The organism is Metabacillus litoralis (genome assembly GCF_003667825.1).
Classification (GTDB): Bacteria; Bacillota; Bacilli; order Bacillales; family Bacillaceae; genus Metabacillus; species Metabacillus litoralis_B.
Genome location: NZ_CP033043.1, coordinates 3427738 through 3452037, shown reverse-complemented (window position 1 = coordinate 3452037; position 24300 = coordinate 3427738). Strand labels below are relative to the sequence as shown.

The following is a 24300-nucleotide window of genomic DNA, read 5'->3' as shown; positions in this document are numbered from 1 at the left end:
TACCATCGGTTCACGATATACTAATTGTGAAAAGATCAGTTGTGGATGAGAGGAATTTACATGAATATTGTATCAATATTACTTGGTTTTATTATCGTTTTAAATATTTTATTTGCGATTGTGATGATTTTTAGAGAAAGAAGAGATGCGCCGTCTTCATGGGCGTGGTTGCTTGTTCTCTTTTTTATTCCGGTTTTAGGATTTGTGCTTTATCTGCTTTTTGGTCAAAATTTAAGTCGATACCACATGTTTCAATGGGAAGACAGGAAAAAGCTTGGAATTGAAAAGCTATTGGCCACTCAGCTTGAAGAAATTCGTAAAAATACATTTGCTTTTCAGAGTGAAACGGCCAAGCAGCATAAGCAGTTAATTAATATGCAGGTTATTAACAATGATGCGGTGTTAACAGAAGATAACTCTGTTGATATTTTCACGGATGGAAATGAGAAGTTTGCTCAGCTGTTCAAAGATATTGAAGAGGCGACCGATCACATTCATTTACAATATTATATTTTGAAAAACGGAGAACTTGGTAAGAAGCTGATTGCGGCTTTAACGAAGAAGGCAGCCCAAGGTGTTAAAGTGAGAGTTTTATATGATGATCTTGGCTCGAGAGGATTAAGAAAATCGTTTTTCAAAGAGCTTCGTGCTGCTGAAGGTGAGGTGGAGGTGTTCTTTCCTTCAAAGCTAAGATGGATTAATTTACGCTTGAATTATCGTAATCATCGGAAGCTTGTTATTATTGATGGTAAAACAGGGTATGTAGGTGGCTTTAATGTGGGTGACGAATATTTAGGTCTTGATCCTTCATTCGGTTACTGGCGTGATACACACTTAAGAATTCAAGGAACGGCGGTACATGCGATTCAAGCAAGGTTTATTCTTGATTGGAATCAAGCAACAGAAAAGCGGACGATTGCTTATTCACAGAAGCTTTTTCCTGAACCTGTTATATCAGTTGGGAACAGCAGCCTGCAAATTGTGACGAGTGGTCCGGATTCTGAATGGGAACAAATCAAAAATGGCTATATCAAGATGATTTCTACCGCAAAAAAATCTGTCTGCATTCAAACACCATATTTTATTCCTGATGCTAGCTTGCTTGATGCGTTAAAGATAGCCTGTTTATCAGGGATTGAAGTGCAGCTTATGATTCCAAATAAGCCTGATCATCCATTTGTCTACTGGGCCACTCTCTCATATGTTGCCGAATTATTAAATTCAGGGGCGATGGTGTACATATATGACAATGGTTTCATTCATGCCAAAATGATTGTCGTAGATAATGAAATAGCCTCTGTTGGAACAGCGAATATCGATGTAAGAAGCTTTAAGCTGAATTTTGAAGTAAATGCTTTTATTTATGATGAAAATATTGCTAGAAAACTATCAGAAGAGTTTCAACATGATGTTATGCAGTCTCGGGAATATACTTTGGAAGCTTACCATCAACGTTCAAAGGCCATTCGATTTAAGGAATCTGTTTCCAGATTGCTATCTCCTATCTTATAATGAATTTAAGCCCTTTTTACTATTTGACTGTTTTTTAATGAATGTATAACGAACTAGTATGATAAGGAGGAAATTGTGTGGTAGAGCTACTGAAATTAAAGCCTGTTTTTAAAGAACGTATTTGGGGTGGAACAACATTAAGAGATTCCTTCCAGTACGATATTCCGAGTGAGCATACGGGGGAGTGTTGGGCAATTAGTGCGCACCCAAATGGAAATAGTACCGTTCAAAATGGACCCTTTGCAGGAAAGGAATTAAGTTGGCTATGGGACAACCACCAAGAGCTTTTTGGACATACAAGCGGCGATCGCTTTCCTCTATTAACGAAAATACTAGATGCTAAAGCAGACTTAAGTGTACAAGTTCATCCGGATGATACATATGCGAAAGAACATGAAAATGGCGAACTAGGCAAAACAGAGTGCTGGTATATTATTGATTGTAAAGAAGGGGCCGAAATGATTTTTGGCCATCATGCCCGTACAAAAGAAGAGCTGGTCACGATGATTCATTCTGGTCGTTGGGAGGACTTGTTAAGAAGAGTAAAAATTAAGCCCGGTGACTTTTTTTATGTTCCAAGCGGGACTATTCATGCGTTATGTGAAGGAACACTTGTGTTGGAAACGCAGCAAAGCTCTGACACTACCTACCGTGTATACGATTATGATCGCGTTGATCAAAATGGAGAGAAAAGAGAGCTTCACTTATCAAAGGCTATTCAGGTGACAACTGTACCCGACGATGTGAATCAAGTAAAACCTTATAAGGAAGAGCATGGTTCAACGGTCATTACGACATTTGTAGAAGAAGAGTATTTTTCTGTTTATAAGTGGAATGTTGTTAGCGAATATATACATAAAAACGATGCACCTTTTCTGTTGTGCAGTGTAATCAATGGTCAAGGTTTTGTAAAAACAAAGGAAGAAACACTTTCGGTTCAAAGAGGTGACCATTTTCTAGTAACAGCAAATGCCAAAGAAATGCTCGTAGATGGTACACTTGAACTAATTGTGTCGCATACATAAGTGAGTCTCCCTTAAGGGGGCTTTTTTCTATGAAAATGAATTAGGTACTTTCTAATCTATAAAAAAGTGGAGGTGGATCTTTGGGGAAACATATAACAATGCGAGATATTGCTACAAAATTAGGTGTAAGTAGTGTTACAGTTTCAAAGGCCTTGAACGATAAAGAAGGCGTCGGCGAGGAGCTTAAGCAAAAAATAAAAGAAACCGCGAAAGAGATGGGCTATCGAATCAATACGTTTGCAAAGGCAATGAAGGAAGGACAGGCTTATAATATTGGTGTTATCATTCCTGAACGTTTTGCTACTGAAACACAGTCTTTCTATCTAAAATTTTATCAACATCTTGCAAAAACACTTGACTCATACCAATATAGTGGAATTCTTCATATTCTGAATACTGATGATGAAGATCAGCTTGTTTTACCGAGGATTTATAATGAGCAAAAAGTAGATGGCATGCTCATTTTAGGACAAATCAGTAATGAATATATAAACCTATTAAATGAGATCGATTTTCCAACTGTGTATCTCGATTTTTATAATGAAAAGGCAAAAGCAGATACGGTAATCACAGATAATTTTTATGGTATGTATGAGATGACAAATTATCTCATACAGTGTGGACATTCAGAAATAGGATTTATTGGGAATATTTATGCAACAAGCAGTATTCAAGATCGTTTTTTAGGTTATTATAAATCCCTTTTAGAGCATAAGCTTGTGCTGAATCAAGATTATGTAGTCAATGATCGTGATGAACGTGGAAACTTGATTGAATTGCAGCTACCTGAAAAACTACCGACGGCATTTGTTTGCAATTGTGACAAAGTAGCTTATCATTTAATAAATAAATTTCATTCGCTAGGGATAAAAGTACCTGAAGACTGTTCTGTAGTTGGTTTTGATAATGATATTTATGCAGAAATCACAAACCCTAAGCTAACAACAGTGGCTGTAGATATTGAAGAAATGTCAAAAACAGCAGTGGACTTAATGATTTCAAAACTGAAGAATAAGGAAAGACAATGGGAGCAGGTTTCTGTAAAAGGAAAAATGATCCATCGTCAATCTGTTAAGAAACTAGTGGAATAAATCATAAAACAGGGATAGCTCATCCCTGTTTTATTTTAGCTTAAAGTAATGTTCAATAATAGCAATTAGTTCTTCTAAATCAGGATCATTTTTTATATTACTTAACATCCCCTTGATCACGGGTAAACGCGGTGAATCTTCGTTTATTTCTTCTTCAATCACATCGAGTGTGATGAGAAATGCTTCATTGTCGACCTTCTTTTTCACGAGTGAAATTTCTCTTATTAAATCATCCTTCGTTAGCTCTGGGTATTGTTCGTTTAACTGACAGACGAATTCATCTGATAGTATTGGTTCCTCATCTGATTTTAAGTAGCCTTCAACTAAATCATCAGCTCGTCTTAAAACGAAGACTGCCAACTTATGAAGGTCAAATTGTCCTAAATCAAAAATGATTAGTTTTAAATACGATTGAACAATTCCTTGTAGAATCATATTTAAATCAAAAATATAGAGATTAATCTTTGGACCATAAATTGCGTGAAGAGATCTATGATAGAATCTCCCAATATTTTGAGACATTTTTTTAATAAAGTCCTCGATCTCAGAATTAATCGGTATTGCTTGTTCACGTGTTTGCATAATAATAAATTCTTTGTTTTTTTGAATTTCTTCTAGCTGTGTTTTTAGCTGAAGAACAAATGCATCACGAGGCGATAAATCTTTTACTGGTACAGAATCGACCTTAGACTGAATTAATTGAAACTGATACTTGAATGCTGCAAGTAGTAGAGCATCCTTCGATTTAAAGTATAAGTAAAAGGCGCCTTTTGAAATGCCACAAGCATCAACAATTTCTTGAATCGATGTAGCCGAATATCCTTTTGTTGCAAAAATACTAACGGCGGCCTCAATAATTTTCTTTTCTTTTTCCTTCATTATGACCTAACCTCCTTACTATGAAACCTCGAGACGATGGCGCCTGGAGCTAGACATCGAAACTAGGTATGAACTTTTGCCTTTATTAAGCTTAAAAAAATCTATACTTTATATGATGTTTTACAGGGTATACATAAGAACATTTACAAAAAAATTAAAGTTTATTAACAAAATGTTCATTGACTGTGACTGACTAGTCATTTATATTATTAGTTATTGTGACCCGATAGTCAATTGGATTCTAAAAAATGGAGGATGTTATGAATAGCATAATTAATTTTGTTTTGAAAAACAAATTTGCTGTATGGCTGCTTACAATTATTATAACAGTAGCTGGATTATATTCTGGATTAAACATGAAGCTTGAAACAATCCCGAATATTAATACCCCAATTATTTCCGTTACAACGATTTATCCAGGGGCTACACCTGAGGAAGTTGCTGATCATGTTACAGAACCGATAGAAAAGATTGTTCAAAATTTAAATGGAGTGAATGTTGTTAGCTCAAATTCTATGCAAAATGCTTCATCTCTTCAAATCGAATACGGATTTGAAAAAAATATGGATGAAGCTGAAGACGAGCTAAACGATGCATTAACTAATATTGAACTTCCCGATGGTGTTAATGAGCCTAGCGTTTCAAGAATTAGTTTAAATGCATTCCCTATTTTAGCATTAAGTATTGCAAATGATGATCAATCACTTGCAGAGCTTACAACAGTTGTGGAAGACGAAATACTCCCAGCCTTAGAAGGGGTTGAAGGTGTTTCTTCTGTTCAAGTATCTGGTCAACAGTTAGAGGAAGTAGAATTTACTTTTAAAGAAGATAAAATGGCAGAGCTAGGATTAGATGCTGAGACAGTTAAAGGTCTTATCCAAGGCTCGGATGTTACTTTTCCTTTAGGCGTATTAACGTTAGATGAAACAGAAAAATCTGTTGTAGTCGATGGGAACATTACAACTATTGAAGATTTGAAAAATATTGAAATTCCAGTTATGCCTTCGGCGCAGGGAAATCAACAGGCAGCAGCACAAGGTGGTCAATCAGCTGATATGACCGTTCAGTCACCGCAAGCTGGTGCAGGTCAAGCCCAAGCACAAATGCCTGCAAACATCGAATTACCTACTGTAAAGCTATCCGAAATTGCAGATATTGAGTTAGTCGGAAAAGCTGAATCAATTTCTCGTACTAATGGGAAGGAAGCAATTGGCGTTCAAATTGTAAAAGCAACAGACGCTAATACAGTAGATGTTGCCAACGGTATTGAAGAAAAATTAGCTGACTTCGAAGATGAAATTGAAGGTCTTGATGTTGTTTACACACTTGACCAGGCAACACCAATTGAAGAGTCAGTCGGAACGATGCTAAGTAAAGCACTATTTGGAGCGCTTTTCGCGGTTGTCATTATTCTCTTATTCTTAAGAGATATTAAATCAACATTAATCTCAATTATTTCAATTCCGTTGTCATTATTGATCGCGATTATCCTGTTAAATCAAATGGGAATTACGCTGAACATGATGACACTTGGTGCAATGACTGTAGCGATTGGTCGTGTTGTTGATGACTCGATCGTTGTTATTGAAAATATTTACCGAAGAATGTCACTCAAAGGTGAACAATTAAAAGGTAAGGCATTAGTTCGTGAAGCAACAAAAGAGATGTTCATACCAATCATGTCCTCAACAATTGTTACAATCGCGGTATTCTTACCGTTAGCGCTTGTAAAAGGAATGATCGGGGAACTATTCTTACCATTCGCATTAACAATGGTATTTGCGCTTTTAGCATCATTATTAGTTGCGATCACAATTGTACCAATGATGGCGCACAGTTTATTTAAGAAAAATTTATATGGTGAAAGCAAAAAATTAAAGCAACATGACGAACACAAACCAGGCAAAATGACAGGTGCTTATCGTTCCATTCTAAATTGGACGTTGAACCACAAGATCATTACATCTCTGATTGCGATCGCTATGTTAGTAGGAAGCTTATTCTTAGTTCCGGTTATCGGTGTTAGTTTCTTATCTTCTGAAGAAGAAAAGATGATGATCGTTACGTACAAACCAGAGCCAGGTGAAACAAGAGAGCAAGCAGAAGAAGCAGCTTTAAGTGCTGAAGAATTCTTCTTGGATAGAGAACATGTGAAAACCGTACAATATTCACTTGGTAGTGAAAACCCAATGAACCCTGGTGACACAAACAGTGCGATGTTCTTCATTCTTTATGAAGATGACACACCAGAATTTGCGGAAGAAAAAGAACAAGTTGTTGAAGATTTAATTGAAGTAGCAGCTGGAGGTGGAGAATGGGCTTCACAAGACTTTGCTTCGATGGGATCTAGCAATGCGATAACAATGTATGTTTATGGTAACAGCCTGGAAGACATTGAGCCTGTTGTAGCAGATATCCAAGAGATTATGGAAAACAATGATTCTCTTAAAAATGTAGAATCCAGTATGTCAGAAACATATGATGAGTATACATTTGTAGCTAATCAAGAAGAGTTAAGTAAGTACGGACTAACAGCAGCTCAAATTGGGATGGCGCTTAACCCAACAAGAGAACGTCCAGTATTAACAACAGTTGAAAAAGACGGTGAAGACCTAAATGTGTATCTTCAAGTAGAAGAAGAAACATATGAAACGGTTGATGATTTAACGGAAAAAACAATTCAATCTCCACTTGGAACAGAAGTGAAAATTGGTGATGTAGTTGACGTACAAGAAGGTGAAACATCAAATACTGTCACAAGACGTGATGGAAAAATCTATGTTTCCGTTTCAGGTGAAATCACAACGGATGATGTTGCAAAAGTTTCAACAGATGTTCAAACAAAGGTAGATGATCTAGATCTTCCTTCAAAAATTGAAGTAAATATGGGCGGTGTATCAGCAGACATCCAAGAATCATTTACTCAATTAGGGTTAGCCATGTTAGCAGCGATTGCGATTGTTTATCTGATCTTAGTTATCACTTTCGGTGGAGCACTAGCGCCATTTGCGATTCTGTTCTCCTTACCGTTTACGGTAATTGGTGCCCTTGTCGGCTTATTAATTGCTGGTGAAACATTAAGTGTTAACTCAATGATTGGTGCTCTAATGCTTATCGGTATCGTTGTAACAAACGCGATTGTATTAATTGACCGCGTGATCCACAAGGAGAAAGAAGGCTTAAGTACACGTGAGGCCATCTTAGAAGCGGGTACAACTCGTCTTCGTCCTATCCTTATGACGGCAATTGCAACAATCGGTGCCCTCATCCCATTAGCACTAGGACTAGAAGGCGGCGGGATGATCTCGAAAGACCTTGGTGTAACGGTAATTGGTGGCTTAACAAGTTCAACGTTATTAACGCTTGTGATCGTGCCAATTGTATATGAAGCATTAAGCAAGATCCGTCGTAAAAAAACGTTAGTTGAAGAAGAATAAAAGTTGAGAACCTGACACGTTGTGTTGGGTTCTTTTTTGGTTTTTGCTCAATTTATTGGAAACGAGTGCAAAAAATAAAGATAAACTCGACTTCATCAAGTCGACTAATTTAGACAAATGTCGACGAAAATATTCTCCAACTATCTAGCATAATAACCATTGAATAAGCTACAATACGAGTTAACTAGATAATTTTGACATGTTTTTATAATTACATACGTAACAATAAATAAGGACAAGGTTTCTTGGGGGAATAAATGGTGTTTTCAAAGGGTAAAAGAGATAAATTTTCAGAGCTATTATTAAAAATGACAGATAATCTTCAATCAACAACGCAGTATTGTATTGAACAAAACATATCAAATCATCATGAATTACAGATTTTCTTAGAAGCAATCAAAGAATATGAATCAACTGGTGATGAGCTCATCCAAACAATTACGAGAGAGCTTAATCAAACGTTTATCACACCGATCGATAGAGAGGACATCCTTCAGCTGGCGATTGATATCGATGATGTACTGGATGGTATTGAACATACTGCCGCACTATTTGAAATGTATTCCGTAACAAACGTAACGGAGCATATGAGGAAATTCGTGAACATTAACCATCAATGTGCCGTTGAGATTTCGTTAGCTATTACATGTTTATCGCAGAAAAAATTACAAGCAATCTCACCGTACTCTTTAAAACTCAAAGAACATGAAGCGAATAGTGATAACTTACTTCGTACAGCTGTGAAAAATCTATTTGCTACTGTAAAAGATCCAATTAAAATCATTCAGTATAAGGACATCTATGAATCTCTTGAGGGCATTGTTGACAGCTGTCGCAAAGTGGCGAACACACTTGATAGCATTGTGATGAAAAATGCGTAAGGAGCCGAGCTAGATGGAGATGACGTTGCTTATTACCTGCTTCATTGTTGTCGGTGCTTTGGCTTTTGATTTTATAAATGGATTTCATGATACAGCAAATGCGATTGCAACGAGTGTTTCTACCAAAGCGCTCAAGCCAAGACATGCCGTCATTCTTGCAGCGGTTATGAACTTTGTTGGGGCACTTACATTTACCGGTGTGGCAAAAACGATTACTAGTGGAATTGTGGATCCATTTACATTAGAAAATGGATCGGTTGTGATCTTATCGGCCCTTGTCTCAGCAATAGCATGGAATTTGATTACTTGGTATTACGGGATTCCGAGCAGCTCCTCACATGCGATTATTGGATCAATTGTTGGAGCAGCAATTGCTGCGTCTGGCTTTGGAAGCATTAACTACTCAGGGTTTATAAAAATTGTTCAATCCCTGCTAATTTCACCAATTCTAGCATTTATCGTTGGATATGTTGTTTTTAGTCTCTTTAAAGTATTGTTCAAAAATCATTCGCTAACAAAATCGAATAATCGATTTAGGAGAATTCAGATTTTAACAGCTGCTTTTCAAGCCTATACACATGGGACAAATGATGCCCAAAAAGCAATGGGGATCATCACATTAGCTCTTATCGCCAATAACTATCATCAAACAATGGATATTCCGTTTTGGGTACAATTTTCCTGTGCTTTAGCAATGGGATTGGGTACATCTATTGGAGGGTGGAGAATTATTCAAACAGTTGGAAACAAAATTATGAAAATCCGACCAGTTAACGGGGTCGCTGCAGATCTGTCATCGGCTTCAATTATTTTTGCAGCTACCTTTTTTCATCTACCCGTTAGTACAACACATGTGATTTCTTCCTCCATTCTGGGTGTAGGTGCTTCAAATCGAGTAAAAGGAGTTAATTGGGGTACAGCCCAAACCATGATTTTCACTTGGGTAATAACACTGCCAGCAGCTGCTATTTTGGCAGGAATTGTCTATTATTTTCTTCAGTTCTTCTTATAATTTTTGAGAATGTTTCCCCTCGTCTCACATATAAATGTGTACAAGGAAGATTGGGGGAGATAAAATGGATATCTTATTTTTAATTGTAAGTTTATTATTATTGAGCCTTATCACAGGAATGCGCATGCTGATTTCGGTATGGGGTAAGAAATACCGTTACACTACTGCTTGGAATTTAGTTGATTCAAAGAATGAACGAAAAAATGTGAGGAAAAGCGCGATTAGAAAATATGGAAGATAGGCAGGAGTATTTTACTTCTGCTTTTTTCTGTAATAAAAAATGGGAAGCTATCGTTAATACTTAGTCATTTGTGTATGGTTTTTAAGTGAAAAAGTGAAAAAAGCATACGTAAACGAGAAATGTGTATGCTTTTGCATAGCTAGTCAGGTTAAAACAATTCGCAAGATCCAGAAAAAGGGAAATTTAATATGAATGGAGCTTAAAATTGTAGTTATTTTCCAGTTATGTATCCTTTTTAAGTGAAAAAGTGAAAAAAGCATACGTAAACGAGAAATGTGTATGCTTTTGTATAGCTAGTCAGGTTAAAACCATTCGCAAGATCCAGAAAAAGGGAAATTCAATATGAATGGAGCTTAAAATTGTAGTTATTTTCCAGTTATGTATCCTTTTTAAGTGAAAAAGTGAAAAAAGCATACGTAAACGAGAAATGTGTATGCTTTTGCATAGCTAGTCAGGTTAAAACCATTCGTAAGATCCAGAAAAAGGGAAATTTAATATGAATGGAGCTTAAAATTGTAGTTATTTTCCATTTACGTATCCTTTTTAAGTGAAAAAGTGAAAAAAGCATACGTAAACGAGAAATGTGTATGCTTTTGTATAGCTAGTCAGGTTAAAACCATTCGCAAGATCCAGAAAAAGGGAAAATAAGTATGATAGGCGCTTGTGATTTACATACTTCCCTATTTGCGTATCGTTTTTAAGTGAAAAAGTGAAAAAAGTATACGCAAACGAGAAATGTGTTTGCTTTAGCTTAGGTAACAGTTTAATCAATAAGTAAATGTAATGAAAAAACTCAATATAAAAACATAAAGTGACCATCAAAACAATATGAGGATTGATGGTCATTTCAGATTATATTTATATATGTTTCGGTAGTTTACGGAAACTCGAAACCTTTATTGGCAGCTTTTTTTGTGGTGAATAAACTAACTATGAAATCCCTTTACCATAAACAACAAATTGTTCTTTCATCTGCTTTGTAGTATATTTGAAGCACGAATTTATTTAAAAGAGGTTATTGCTAATGAGCTTACAACAAGAAATAAATAAACGACGTACGTTTGCCATCATCTCTCACCCGGATGCTGGGAAAACAACGTTAACAGAAAAACTACTTTTCTTTGGTCAAATCATTCGTTCAACAGGGACGGTTAAAGGAAAAAAATCGGGCAAATTTGCTGCATCAGACTGGATGGAGATCGAGAAAAAACGTGGAATCTCGGTTACTTCAAGTGTTATGAGTTTCCCGTATCATGAGTTTCACGTGAATATCCTAGATACACCAGGACACGAAGACTTTAGTGAAGACACATATCGTACGTTAACAGCCGTTGACAGTGTTGTCATGATTATCGATTCAACCAAAGGTGTTGAGCCGCAAACGATTAAGCTTTTTAAAGTATGTCGGATGAGAGGTATTCCTATTTTTACGTTTATTAATAAGCTTGACCGTGAAGGACGAGATCCGTTAGAGCTTCTTTCAGAAATTGAGGAAGTGCTTGGAATCGAGTCATATCCAATGAATTGGCCGGTCGGAAGCGGTAAACGTTTCTTAGGTATACATGATCGGTTTAATAAGCAATTTGTTCGTTTTAAAGGTGATGAAGAGGAAGAGATACTTTCTCTAGACGACCTTGCTAACACGGATATTGAAGAAAATCCTATTTATCAAGATACATTAGGTGAGCTGGAGTTACTTGAGGAAGCAGGAAATGAATTCACATCGGAGCGAGTGGAAAAAGGAGAGCTTACACCAGTATTCTTTGGCAGTGCCCTTGCAAACTTTGGTGTGCAAACATTTTTTGATACATTCCTGCAATTTGCTGCACAGCCACAGCCTCGTAAAACAGATCAAGGCTTAATTGAGCCGGAAAAAGATCAGTTCTCAGGCTATATTTTCAAAATCCAAGCGAATATGAATCCGGCTCACCGTGATCGTATTGCGTTTTTCCGTGTGTGCTCAGGAAAATTTGAACGTGGCATGAGTGTTAATTTAAGCAGAACGAACAAAACGATTAAGTTAAATCAAACACAAGCCTTTATGGCAAAGGATCGCGATACAGTAGATGAAGCGTATCCTGGGGATATTATCGGAATTTATGATCCAAACATTTACCAAATTGGTGATACGTTAATTGGCGGAAAGGATTCGTATCAATATGAAGAACTTCCGCAATTCCCACCAGAATTGTTCAAACGAGTGCAAGCGAAAAACGTAATGAAGGCAAAGCAGTTCCGTAAAGGAATTGAGCAGCTTGTTCAAGAAGGGGCAATTCAGCTTTATCGTCAGGAAATGAATGATTCCATTATTCTAGGTGCTGTTGGTCAGCTGCAATTTGAGGTATTTGAATACCGTATGAAAGCTGAGTATAACGTTGATATCGAATTCACTCCACTAGGTGAACGAATTCCAAGATGGATTAAAAGTGAAAAGTTTGATAAACGCTTCTTTGATTCAAGAAGTATGCTTGTTCGTGACCGTTATGGTGCATACGCAGTTCTATTTGAAAATGAATTCACTTTACGCTATTTCTTAGAAAATCAAAAAGACATTGAGCTAGTCGATTTATTAGAAGAAAACGATTATCAAGGTGTAACATCACAAAAGTAAGGTAGAAGGCTAATTCCTCAAGGGGATTAGTCTTTTTGTGGTTTTTTGACAATTTTCCATGATATGATGAAAGCATAGATAAGGGAATAGAGGGAAAGCAATTGAATATTCTAAAAGTGACTTTAAATGAGTTAGACCAAGTATCACAGTTATTCAATCAATACAGAATGTTTTACGGACAAGCATCAAATCTTGAAGGTGCAAAAGAATTTATAAAAGAGCGAATCGAAAATAATGAGTCTGTTATCTTCTTAGCAGTGGAAAGCGATTCTCCAGCTGGGTTTGTTCAGCTTTATCCGATTTTTACATCAGTAGGTATGAATCGCAAATGGCTATTAAACGATTTATTCGTTGCCGAAGATTATCGCCGTCATGGAGTAGGAAAAGCACTGATGAATAAAGCAAAGGATCTTGCAGTCGAAACAAGGGCCGCGGGCATTCTTTTAGAAACAACAAAAGACAATGTAAAAGCACAGACTCTTTATGAAAGCTTAGGCTATGAAAAAGAAGATGCTGTTTATTTTTACAATTTATCAATTTAACAGGAGATTTATATGGTAATTAAAATTATTTTAGCCATCTTTATGCCATTTCTTCTTGTGCTACTGTTTACACGTGTCAGCTATAATCACTATGTAGGAACAGCCCTAACTGCGGCATTGTTAACAGCCTCTTACATAAAAGGCTACACACACGGTCCAAGCATTTATTTTATTGATATCGTATCACTAGGAGTAGGCTTCTTCTATGCGAAAAAAATGAAGGATAACCTACATAAGAAGAAATAGGTTTGAGGTTGAACAAAAAAAGAAATACTGAAAGAAAAAGGGCTGCTCTGTATGCTCTTTTTTCTTTGGTTGTAAGTTTGACTTAGAAAGTTGCAAAAATGAGTTACTTACATAAACTTGTTTTTTATTATTGAAAGCCTTATCAGTAACAATTGTTCTTTTTGAATAATTTTATAAAACTATAGTGTCTGGAGCGCAATGGAACGACCGTGTTTTTATGTTAGCTAAATTAACAGCCCGAATACAAATATGAATAATAATTTAAAACTAAACACGAACTTTAGTTCGTATTTTTAGTGATTTTCCACACAAATGTGGTAAACTATTGATATTGACATTTTCTGAATGGAGGCTTATGCGTGAGCGAGCAATTTGAATTAGTCTCAAAATACAAGCCGCAAGGTGATCAACCTAAAGCAATTCAAGCGTTAGTTGAGGGAATTAAACAAGGAAAAAAGCATCAAACACTACTAGGTGCAACAGGTACAGGTAAAACCTTTACCGTTTCGAATCTAATAAAAGAAGTAAATAAACCCACATTAGTTATTGCCCATAACAAAACATTGGCAGGGCAGCTATACAGCGAGTTTAAAGACTTTTTCCCCAATAATGCAGTTGAGTATTTTGTTAGTTACTATGATTATTATCAGCCAGAGGCATATGTTCCACAAACGGATACATTTATTGAAAAAGATGCCAGCATTAATGATGAAATAGATAAACTTCGTCACTCTGCAACATCCTCTCTTTTTGAACGAAACGATGTCATCATTATTGCCAGTGTTTCTTGTATTTACGGCCTCGGTTCGCCAGAGGAATATAAGGAGCTAGTGGTTTCATTAAGAACAGGGATGGAAATTGAACGAAATCAGCTCTTAAGAAGATTGGTAGATGTTCAATACGAGCGAAATGATATTGATTTCCGAAGAGGAACGTTCCGTGTTCGCGGTGATGTGGTGGAAATCTTTCCAGCATCTCGAGATGAACAATGCATTCGGGTAGAGTTTTTTGGAGATGAAATTGACCGAATCCGTGAAGTTGATGCTTTAACAGGAGAAATCATGGGAGAGCGCGAGCATGTGGCCATTTTCCCGGCATCTCACTTCGTTACAAGAGAAGAAAAAATGGAGAAAGCCATTAAAAATATCGAAGCAGAGCTAGAGGAACGTTTAGAGGAAATGCGTGAAAATGGTAAGCTGCTAGAGGCTCAGCGCCTTGAGCAAAGAACAAGATATGACTTAGAAATGATGAGGGAAATGGGCTTTTGCTCCGGTATCGAAAACTACTCTCGTCACCTAACACTTCGCCCATCAGGATCCACTCCTTATACGTTACTAGATTTCTTTCCTGAAGATTCACTGATTGTTATTGATGAGTCACATGTTACATTGCCGCAAATTCGGGGTATGTTTAATGGTGACCAGGCCCGTAAACAGGTGCTAGTGGACCATGGATTCCGGTTACCATCTGCAATGGATAACCGTCCTCTTAGATTTGAAGAATTCGAAAAGCATATTGAAAACATTGTGTATGTATCTGCTACTCCCGGTCCTTATGAAATGGACCATTCACCTGAGATGATTGAGCAGATTATCCGCCCGACAGGACTATTAGATCCTACGATTGATATTCGTCCAATCGAAGGACAAATCGATGATTTAATTGGCGAAATTCACGCAAGAGTTGAAAAAAATCAACGTGTCCTCATTACAACTCTAACGAAAAAAATGTCTGAGGATCTAACAAACTACCTTAAAGAAATCGGGATTAAAGTAAACTACTTACATTCAGAAATAAAAACATTAGAGCGGATTGAAATCATCCGAGAACTTCGTCTTGGCAAATATGATGTTCTTGTTGGAATCAACCTACTGAGAGAGGGCTTGGATATTCCAGAGGTTTCGCTTGTAGCTATTCTTGACGCAGACAAGGAAGGCTTCTTAAGATCAGAACGTTCTCTTATCCAAACAATCGGTCGTGCAGCCCGTAACGCAGAGGGACATGTTATTATGTACGCCGATAAAATCACAAATTCGATGGAAATTGCACTTAATGAGACTAAGCGTCGTCGTGAAATTCAGATAGAATTTAATGAAAAGCATGGAATCACTCCTCAAACCATTCAAAAAGAAATTCGTGACGTTATTCGTGCAACAACTGCTGCTGAAACTCCTGAAGAGTACGAGGCAACAGCTGCGAGTAAGTTAACGAAATTAACGAAGAAAGAACGAGATAAAGTGATTGCTGAAATGGAAAATGAAATGAAGGAAGCAGCCAAAGCGTTGAACTTTGAACGAGCTGCAGAGCTGCGTGATTTGATTTTAGAGTTAAAAGCGGAAGGATGAAGCGATAATGGCAATGGAACATATTGTTGTGAAGGGAGCACGTGCCCACAACTTAAAAAACATAGATGTAACCATTCCGCGTGACAAGCTTGTGGTGCTTACCGGGCTATCTGGATCCGGTAAGTCTTCACTCGCATTTGATACGATTTATGCTGAAGGACAACGTCGCTATGTAGAGTCTTTGTCAGCATATGCTCGTCAGTTTTTAGGGCAAATGGATAAGCCTGATGTTGATGCGATTGAAGGATTATCACCAGCTATTTCAATTGACCAAAAAACAACTAGCCGAAACCCACGATCAACGGTTGGGACTGTAACGGAAATTTATGACTATTTGCGTCTTCTCTTCGCAAGAGTCGGGCGTCCCACATGTCCGATTCATGACATTGAAATATCGTCCCAAACCATTGAACAAATGGTTGATCGTATTCTAGAGTATCCAGAGCGAACAAAGCTACAGGTTCTTGCTCCAGTTGTGTCAGGTCGCAAGGGAACGCATGTTAAAGTGTTCGAGGACATTAAAAAACAAGGCTATGTCCGTGTAAGAATAGACGGAGAAATGCAGGAATTATCGGAAGAAATTTCTTTAGAAAAGAATAAAAAGCATTCGATTGAGGTTGTAATAGACCGTATTGTTGTAAAAGAAGGTGTTGCTTCACGACTTGCTGATTCATTAGAAACAGCTTTAGGTCTTGGAGAAGGAAGAGTCATTATCGACGTGATGGGTGAAGAAGAGCTGCTTTTCAGTGAGCATCATGCCTGCCCGCAATGTGGTTTCTCAATTGGTGAGCTTGAGCCAAGAATGTTCTCGTTTAACAGCCCGTTTGGAGCATGTCCAGAATGTGATGGTCTCGGTTCAAAGCTTAAAGTGGATTTAGATCTTGTTATTCCTAATAAAGATTTAACCTTGAAACAGCATGCGATTGCCCCATGGGAACCAACTAGTTCTCAATATTATCCGCAAATGCTTGAAGCAGTCTGCAATCATTATGGAATTGATATGGATATTCCAGTAAAGGACATTCCAAAGCACCTACTAGATAAAATCCTTTACGGCAGCGATGGCGAGGAAATATATTTCCGTTATGAAAATGATTTCGGACAAATTCGAGAAAATTATATTCAGTTCGAAGGCGTTATTCGCAATGTAGAAAGACGTTACAAAGAAACGAGCTCTGATTTTATCCGTGAGCAAATGGAGAAATACATGGGACAGCAAAACTGTCCAACATGTAAGGGGCATCGTTTGAAAAAGGAATCTCTTGCTGTGTTAATTCAGGGTAACCATGTTGGAGAGCTAACAAAACTGTCTGTTCAGGATTCACTTAAATTCTTTCAAAATTTATCTCTAACAGAAAAAGAAATGACGATTGCGAATTTGATTTTAAAAGAGATTAGCGAGCGGTTAGGTTTCTTAAATAATGTTGGCTTAGATTATTTAACATTAAATCGTGCAGCCGGAACCCTATCTGGAGGAGAAGCACAGCGAATTCGTCTTGCCACTCAAATTGGCTCACGTTTAACAGGTGTTTTATACATACTTGATGAGCCATCAATTGGACTTCATCAACGTGATAACGACCGTCTCATTCAGACACTACAAAATATGCGTGATATCGGAAATACACTAATTGTTGTTGAACATGATGAAGATACAATGATTGCTGCCGATTATTTAATTGATATTGGTCCTGGAGCAGGCATTCATGGTGGACAGGTTATTTCGGCAGGCACACCTGAAGAAGTCATGAGTGATGAAAACTCATTAACAGGTCAATATTTATCAGGGAAAAAGTTTATTCCTTTACCATACGAGCGTAAAAAACCTGATGGCCGATATATTGAAATTAAAGGTGCAAAAGAAAATAATCTGCGTAATGTGAATGTGAAATTTCCGCTAGGGATGTTTATCGCTGTTACTGGTGTTTCAGGATCAGGTAAGAGTACATTAGTCAATGAAGTACTGCATAAATCTCTAGCGCAAAAGCTCCATAATGCTAAGGCGAAGCCAGGTGAGCACAAAGAAATTAAGGGAATTGAACAACTTGAAAAGGTCATTGATATTGATCAATCACCGATCGGTCGGACACCGCGATCCAATCCTGCAACATATACAGGTGTATTTGATGACATACGTGATGTGTTTGCAACAACAAATGAGGCAAAGGTTAGAGGCTATAAAAAAGGCCGCTTCAGCTTCAATGTTAAAGGTGGACGTTGTGAAGCCTGCCGTGGAGATGGAATTATTAAAATTGAAATGCACTTCCTACCTGATGTGTATGTCCCATGTGAAGTTTGTCATGGGAAACGATACAACCGTGAAACATTGGAAGTTACCTACAAAGGGAAAAACATTTCTGATATCTTAGAAATGACAGTCGAAGATGCAGTAACGTTTTTCGAAAATATTCCTAAGATTAAACGAAAGCTGCAAACGATTTTTGATGTAGGCCTTGGTTACATTACTCTTGGTCAACCCGCAACGACACTTTCCGGTGGGGAAGCACAGAGGGTGAAGCTTGCATCAGAACTGCACCGACGTTCAACAGGTAAATCACTCTACATCCTTGATGAACCGACAACTGGCTTACATGTTGATGATATCGCAAGACTCTTAAAAGTTCTTCAACGCCTAGTGGATAATGGTGATACCGTTCTTGTCATCGAGCATAACCTTGATGTTATTAAAGGTACCGATTATATTGTTGATCTTGGTCCTGAAGGTGGAGACAAAGGTGGTCAGATCGTAGGCTTTGGTACACCAGAGGATATTATGAATAACGAACAATCTTATACAGGTAAATATTTAAAGCCAATTATAGAGCGCGATCGTGAGCGAATGAGAAATCTGATTAAAGAAAAAGAAGAAGTAGCGCAAAGTTAATTTGGTTAATTTGAGGTAGAGGCTGAATGATATGTTCAGCCTCTTTTTCTATTTTTAATAACTAAGAAGTAGAGTTAATATAGTAAATGGGAAAAATGTCATTATTTGTCGAACGGTTGGTGAAATTGTAATAATTTGTTGTGGTATAATAGACCTACAAAATGATAAAGGCAAACTTATTGAAAGATAAGGGCGCAAAGCCAAGGACCTAAGGTAGATCATCTACTATGGTAGCCTAGCCGCCGGAGAATATTTTACTATTGTAAAGTGAGCGAGTATTCTTCTCGTTCACTTTTTTTCTAACAAAGGGGGGATTTACGTGACGATCAACGAAGGAAACATCTATCATCATTTTCAACCTATTTTTTCATTAAAGGATAAGAAAAGGATTGGTTATGAGGGACTTCTAAGATCTACTGATTTTTCTAATCCGGAATTATTTTTTCAACAAGCAATCATAAACAATCAATTATATCAACTAGATACTCAGTCCGTTTACAAAGCTCTTAAAATGTTTCGCCCGAATGAATCAAAAGAAAAGCTATTTCTAAACATTTTTCCATCAACTATTTTCCATCATGAATTTCTGGATTTTATAAACAAGCTAGCTACAGAAAAGTTGCTATCCAGTCGAACTATCACATTTGAATTATCAGAGGTTGAGACTGTTAGAGATCTTGCACAATTAAAAGAGAGAATTGCTATTTTAAGAAATTATGGTATTAGTATTGCATTTGATGATGTAGGAAAGGGTAAAGCGTATATACAAGATATTATTGAGCTTGACCCCGAATATATAAAACTCGATCGCTATTTTTCCCAAGATTTGCACCGGTCAGAAAAAAAACAAGCATTTATCTATTTAATATTAGACTATTGCAGACGATATAATAATACTGTCATTCTCGAAGGCATAGAAACAGTGGAAGACTTACAGATAGCTCAAAGCCTATCCGTTCCATTAGGCCAAGGTTTTTTACTAGGGAGACCGCAGTTATTAAGCAATTATGCTGATGTTAGTAATGGCTAATCAAAAACTTAAGAATGAAGTAAATATTAGGAAAGAATAGCGACCCTGTTACTTTATAATATTTAGTTTTGTATAAGGAAGAGATATTGGTATAAGGGTAGCGATCCTGCCACTTGCTAATAACGCGTTTAATTCCAAGATGTACATGCTTGGATTAAAGGTGTTTTTTTGTTTTTTACTAAATCAGACAAAAGGAGATATTTACATCATGAAATTAACAATCAAACGGAAATTAATAGGAAGCTTCCTAATCGTCTCATTGATCTTTGGGATCGCTTCATATGTGTCATATTCCAATATGAAGCAGTCAAATGAATCATACAATTATATTGTTGAAACTGTTACTGAGATACGTGCAATTACTCAATCGATTCAAACCGATTCAGCGCAACAATCTGGATATTATCGTGCATTTTTGCTATATGGTGATAATAGCTATCGAGACAAAATGAATGAAGCAAATGATCGTATTAATGCGGCAATTTTAAAAGGGAAAGAATTATCCACTTTGCAGGAAACGGTTGATCGTTTAAATTCAATTGAGAACTCGAATATTGAGTTTAGAGAAAAGGCAAATCAAATTCTGGATGAAAGTTTGGTTGATAAAGAGAAAGCTATTGATAAGGGACTAGCGCAAATTGTTCCTATAAGCACTCGTCTAACAGAAGATACCCTTTCAATGCATAATTGGTTAAAAGAAATATTAGATGTTCGATATAAGGAAACACATGAATCATCAGATAACGCAAGAGTGAAAGTAGTGATTTTAAGTGTTTTTGCCCTATTATTTGCTATTGCATGTGGTGTTGTTATTTCCATCTTCATATCACGACCTGTTGTAAAATTAGGAAACATGGCAAAGCAAGTAGCAGCTGGAGATTTAAACGTCGAAAAATTAAAGATTAAGAGTAGAGATGAAATCTATTATCTAAATGAGTCTTTTGAACAAATGACAGATAACTTAAAAGAAATGATTAGTTCGATTTATACAAGCTCTGATCAAGTAGCGGCATCAGCAGAGCAATTGAATGCAAGTGCGGAACAATCAAGTAGAGCATCAGAAACTGTTTCATCTGCAATTCAGGAGATTTCAAGTGGGGCTGAAGAAACCACAACAAAATTAGAAAGCAACACAACTTCATTACAAGAGGTTTTACAAGGAATTCAACATATTTCTGAAAGCTCAGCAAATGTGTCTGAACTATCACGACAAACAACAAAAGAAGCCGAGGAAGGTGGAACGTTTGTTGAAAATAATTTGGCACAAATGAAGTTTATCTCTGAGTCTATTAGTCGTTCAAACGAAAAAGTGACCTCATTATCAAAACGATCAAAAGAAATTGGCTCGATATTAGATGTGATCAGCGGTATTGCTGAACAAACAAATTTATTAGCCTTAAATGCAGCGATTGAAGCAGCTAGAGCTGGTGAGCATGGTAAAGGTTTTGCTGTTGTTGCAGATGAGGTAAGAAAATTAGCTGAGCAATCACAAGTGTCTACAAAAAGTATTGCAGAGTTAATTGCCTTAGTCCAAAAAGATACTGATGAATCAGTGAACATCATGAATGAAGTTGTCACGAATGTTGAGGAAGGGGTAAAAGTATCAGAACAAACATCTGATAAGTTCACGCAAATCCTTTCTAGTACAAGAAATATGACACCACAAATTGAACAGGTAACAGCAACTGTTCAACAAATATCGGCTAGCATTGATGAAATTACCAATTCAGCTATGGAAATATCTCAACTCTCCCAAGCTAATGCGGCAAGCTCTGAAGAGGTAGCAGCTTCAGCTGAAGAACAATTGGCTTCGATGGAAGAAATTGATGCATCAGCTCAAGCTCTTGCGCAAATGGCTGAGGAATTAAAGGTAGTTGTCAATAAATTTAAATTATAATTTAGCAGTAGATAGGAAAATAGTGAGATAAAAAGCAGCTTCTAAAAATGGTATAATATAACAAGTTACTATGCAGGGGTTGGGCTGCGGTGGTTACTCCCGGGGCAGATCGGGGGTGATGCCTTGTACATCACGCGTGAAGAGTTGGATACGATGATTGCATTTGCCGCTCTGGTCGTTTCGATTATAGCCGCAACAGGAAACAGCGGAAATAAAAACGACTAGCCCACCCTGACATTTGGCGATGAAGGAAGTGAGCTAATCGTATTATGTTCTACAAGCCTCAGCCACCGCAACTTGCACTGCGGAGTAACTGAAACAATGAAAGGCGGTTGGTGTACGTTCACCAATCGTCTTTTAGTATATGTTTTTATATCCATCATATACCAATTTTGCATGGTCTTCAAGTAAGACGAATACATATAAAAAGTTAAAGGGTAGTGCTCTTCAAACTTTATGTAGATCATAAAAAATTGAGGGAAATAGAAAAAATACATATCAAAGCCTGAAACCTCTTATCTTTTCATACGTATTAATGATAAGGGAGTGAAAAGAACAAATGGATAAAACAAATAGATTTTTAGCAGCTTTGAATTACTTTAGCGTGTTCTTTGCGCCGTTTTTGTTACCGATTGCAATTTACTTTATTGTTGATCAGTTGGAAGTTAAGAGTCATGCGAAAAAAGCACTCGTGTCACATATCATACCGTTTTTGTCAGTGATCGTTGTGGTCATGGTGCTCTTCTTTTCAGCAGGAGCTGACTCTTCTCAGGAGGGAATATTTTTGACCTTCATTTTTGGATTTCTTTTTGTTGGTTTGATTAATTTGATTGTTGGGATTTGGAACATTGTAAAAGGAATACAGCTTTTAATTAGGGATTAAAAAACAAAAAATTTCTGAGGAGGAATGTTCATGAAGGATCAAAAAATAAGAATTTTAAAGTTGGTAGAAGAAGGGAAACTATCTGCAGCTGAGGCTCTTTCATTAATAGAATCATTGGAAAATGAAGAAAAAGTGAAGGAACAGAAAATAACAGCTCTTTCAACTGAGGTCATAGGTGATCATAAGCAAGATCAACATGACGCAAATGAATCAAAACAGCAATCATTAGGAAATAAGCTGATGGATTGGGTAGATTCTGCTGTGAAAAAAGTAAAGGATATGGACCTCGATTTAAACTTTGGCAAGTCTATTGATCTTAAACATATTTTTCAGTTTCAAGACTCTGATTTTCAGGATATTGATATTCACTTGCCAAACGGAAGTGTCATAATTGAACCATGGAATGAAGAAGATATTCGAGTCGAATGTGATGTGAAAGTTTATCGAGTTGAAAACAATGAACAGGCAAGAGAAACCTTTTTAACAGGTGTTGACTGCCAAATGGAAGGAAATCGTTTTATTTTCTTTACAGAGAAAAAAATGATGAAAATCAATGTGTATATAAGAGTGCCGCAGCAATCTTATGAAAGAGTAAAGATCAAGTTGTTTAATGGACCAATAAGAGGGGAAGGTTTACTAGTAGGGACAATCAAGGCGAAAACCGCAAATGGTGTTCTTTCCTTCTCAGATATAAAAGCGACAACAGGTGAATTTGAGACTGCGAATGGACAAATTAAAGTAGCAAACTCGAGCTTTGGTAAAATAGAAGCAGAAACAATTAGTGGCTTGATTCAGTTTAATGGTTCAGCTGAAAAAGTGGATGCGCAAAGTTTCAATGGTAATGTGCAGCTCACTTTACATGATGAGAATTGTGAAACACTTTATGCTAAAACAACAACAGGTAACATTGATATTCATGTACCTGAGGACACCAGTATGATCGGGGAATTAAAGTCGAATTTAGGGGCTCTTTCCACAAAAGTAAAGAATGTCGAAGTTTCCTTTGAAAAGAATGAAACCATTCAAAAAGAATTGAAATTTCGAACAGCACACGAAGCGAAATTAACTGTTTTTGCAGATTCAAAAACAGGATCTATTACAATTAAATAAATAAGGATGATGGAAAATGAAAAGATTGTTTCGATCACGTCATGATCGGAAGTTATCAGGTGTACTTGGAGGCTTATCAAACTATATAGGTATTGATGCATCACTATTACGAATATTGTTCGTTGTTTTATTAATCTTTACTGGATTTTTTCCATTGGCACTGATTTATATAGTCTCGATCTTTTTAATACCAGAAGAAACGGATTATTAGGATGATAAGATGGCTTATAAGTATTCTAGTAAATGCGCTCATATTAATTGTTGTTGCAGGATTTTTTGATTCGTTTCAATTAAGTGGTGTTGCAGCAGCTTTGGGAGCAAGCTTACTTTTGTCTATTCTTAACGTGTTAGTAAAACCATTTTTAATTTTATTAACATTACCTGTTACGGTATTAACGCTTGGGTTGTTTTTATTTGTTATTAATGCAGTAACTCTTATGATCGCTCAAGGGTTAATGGGAGATTCCTTTGTTATCGATGGCTTTGGTACAGCTTTACTAGCCTCTGTTTTTATTTCCATTCTTCATTTGTTGATTCAAAAGGGAATTATTGAGCCGATGAAGAAGGATAAATAAACGTTTGTTTAAAAAGAGTGAGAGTAGTCTTGCTCTTTTTTAGTTGTTTTCATAGTTTTTTCAAGGCATTGAATGGGTGAACATATAAGAAAATATCAA

19 protein-coding genes and 1 riboswitch are annotated in these 24300 nt (G+C 36.8%); of the genes, 18 read left to right on the top strand and 1 reads right to left on the bottom strand.

What is annotated here, in order from left to right; genetic code table 11:
- Positions 1–60 precede the first annotated feature (60 nt).
- The 3 genes from cls to D9842_RS17050 all read left to right on the top strand — a co-directional run bounded on the left by cls (position 61) and on the right by D9842_RS17050 (position 3628).
- Positions 61–1512, top strand: coding sequence for a cardiolipin synthase (gene cls, locus D9842_RS17060; RefSeq protein WP_121663534.1), 1452 nt, complete (start codon positions 61–63; stop codon positions 1510–1512).
- Positions 1513–1589: 77 nt separating this feature from the next.
- Positions 1590–2537 carry a mannose-6-phosphate isomerase, class I gene (manA, locus tag D9842_RS17055; RefSeq protein WP_121663533.1) on the top strand — a complete coding sequence of 316 codons (948 nt, stop codon included), beginning with the start codon at positions 1590–1592 and terminating at the stop codon, positions 2535–2537.
- 80 nt (positions 2538–2617) lie between these two features.
- Entirely contained in the window at positions 2618–3628 is a 1011-nt protein-coding gene (locus D9842_RS17050; RefSeq protein ID WP_257535890.1) for a substrate-binding domain-containing protein, read from the top strand.
- 30 nt (positions 3629–3658) lie between these two features.
- On the opposite strand, the gene D9842_RS17045 is transcribed toward D9842_RS17050, so the two are convergent.
- A complete protein-coding gene (locus D9842_RS17045; protein WP_121663532.1) occupies positions 3659–4507 on the bottom strand; it encodes a TetR/AcrR family transcriptional regulator in 849 nt (282 codons plus the stop codon).
- Between the two features lie 260 nt (positions 4508–4767).
- Between D9842_RS17045 and D9842_RS17040 the strand changes: the two genes are divergently transcribed.
- From D9842_RS17040 to D9842_RS16975, 15 genes are all read left to right on the top strand, one after another.
- Positions 4768–7944, top strand: coding sequence for an efflux RND transporter permease subunit (locus tag D9842_RS17040; protein ID WP_121663531.1), 3177 nt, complete (start codon positions 4768–4770; stop codon positions 7942–7944).
- 257 nt (positions 7945–8201) lie between these two features.
- Positions 8202–8825 carry a DUF47 domain-containing protein gene (locus D9842_RS17035; protein WP_121663530.1) on the top strand — a complete coding sequence of 208 codons (624 nt, stop codon included), beginning with the start codon at positions 8202–8204 and terminating at the stop codon, positions 8823–8825.
- A 13-nt stretch (positions 8826–8838) separates the two neighbouring features.
- On the top strand, positions 8839–9837 hold the full coding sequence (locus D9842_RS17030; RefSeq protein ID WP_121663529.1) for an inorganic phosphate transporter: 999 nt from the start codon (positions 8839–8841) through the stop codon (positions 9835–9837).
- 64 nt (positions 9838–9901) lie between these two features.
- Positions 9902–10078 carry a hypothetical protein gene (locus D9842_RS26000; protein WP_162987471.1) on the top strand — a complete coding sequence of 59 codons (177 nt, stop codon included), beginning with the start codon at positions 9902–9904 and terminating at the stop codon, positions 10076–10078.
- A gap of 1024 nt (positions 10079–11102) precedes the next feature.
- Positions 11103–12689 (top strand): peptide chain release factor 3, encoded by a 1587-nt coding sequence (locus D9842_RS17025; protein WP_121663528.1) that lies wholly within the window; start codon positions 11103–11105, stop codon positions 12687–12689.
- Between the two features lie 101 nt (positions 12690–12790).
- Positions 12791–13231 carry a GNAT family N-acetyltransferase gene (locus tag D9842_RS17020; protein ID WP_121663527.1) on the top strand — a complete coding sequence of 147 codons (441 nt, stop codon included), beginning with the start codon at positions 12791–12793 and terminating at the stop codon, positions 13229–13231.
- Between the two features lie 12 nt (positions 13232–13243).
- Complete coding sequence (locus D9842_RS17015; RefSeq protein WP_180320396.1) at positions 13244–13477, top strand: DUF2198 family protein; 234 nt, start codon at positions 13244–13246, stop codon at positions 13475–13477.
- Between the two features lie 359 nt (positions 13478–13836).
- On the top strand, positions 13837–15822 hold the full coding sequence (gene uvrB / locus D9842_RS17010) for an excinuclease ABC subunit UvrB (RefSeq protein WP_121663526.1): 1986 nt from the start codon (positions 13837–13839) through the stop codon (positions 15820–15822).
- A 7-nt stretch (positions 15823–15829) separates the two neighbouring features.
- A complete protein-coding gene (gene uvrA / locus D9842_RS17005; protein ID WP_121663525.1) occupies positions 15830–18706 on the top strand; it encodes an excinuclease ABC subunit UvrA in 2877 nt (958 codons plus the stop codon).
- A 159-nt stretch (positions 18707–18865) separates the two neighbouring features.
- A riboswitch (cyclic di-GMP riboswitch) is annotated at positions 18866–18953 on the top strand.
- Between the two features lie 72 nt (positions 18954–19025).
- A complete protein-coding gene (locus D9842_RS17000) occupies positions 19026–19736 on the top strand; it encodes an EAL domain-containing protein (protein ID WP_162987470.1) in 711 nt (236 codons plus the stop codon).
- A gap of 208 nt (positions 19737–19944) precedes the next feature.
- Positions 19945–21633: a methyl-accepting chemotaxis protein gene (locus tag D9842_RS16995; protein ID WP_121663523.1), complete on the top strand. Its 1689-nt coding sequence runs from the start codon at positions 19945–19947 to the stop codon at positions 21631–21633.
- 559 nt (positions 21634–22192) lie between these two features.
- On the top strand, positions 22193–22516 hold the full coding sequence (locus D9842_RS16990) for a magnetosome magnetite crystal formation protein family (protein WP_121663522.1): 324 nt from the start codon (positions 22193–22195) through the stop codon (positions 22514–22516).
- Positions 22517–22546: 30 nt separating this feature from the next.
- Positions 22547–23626 carry a DUF4097 family beta strand repeat-containing protein gene (locus D9842_RS16985; protein ID WP_121663521.1) on the top strand — a complete coding sequence of 360 codons (1080 nt, stop codon included), beginning with the start codon at positions 22547–22549 and terminating at the stop codon, positions 23624–23626.
- Positions 23627–23642: 16 nt separating this feature from the next.
- Positions 23643–23837 carry a PspC domain-containing protein gene (locus D9842_RS16980; RefSeq protein WP_121663520.1) on the top strand — a complete coding sequence of 65 codons (195 nt, stop codon included), beginning with the start codon at positions 23643–23645 and terminating at the stop codon, positions 23835–23837.
- A 1-nt stretch (position 23838) separates the two neighbouring features.
- Entirely contained in the window at positions 23839–24201 is a 363-nt protein-coding gene (locus D9842_RS16975; protein WP_121663519.1) for a phage holin family protein, read from the top strand.
- Positions 24202–24300: the final 99 nt, after the last annotated feature.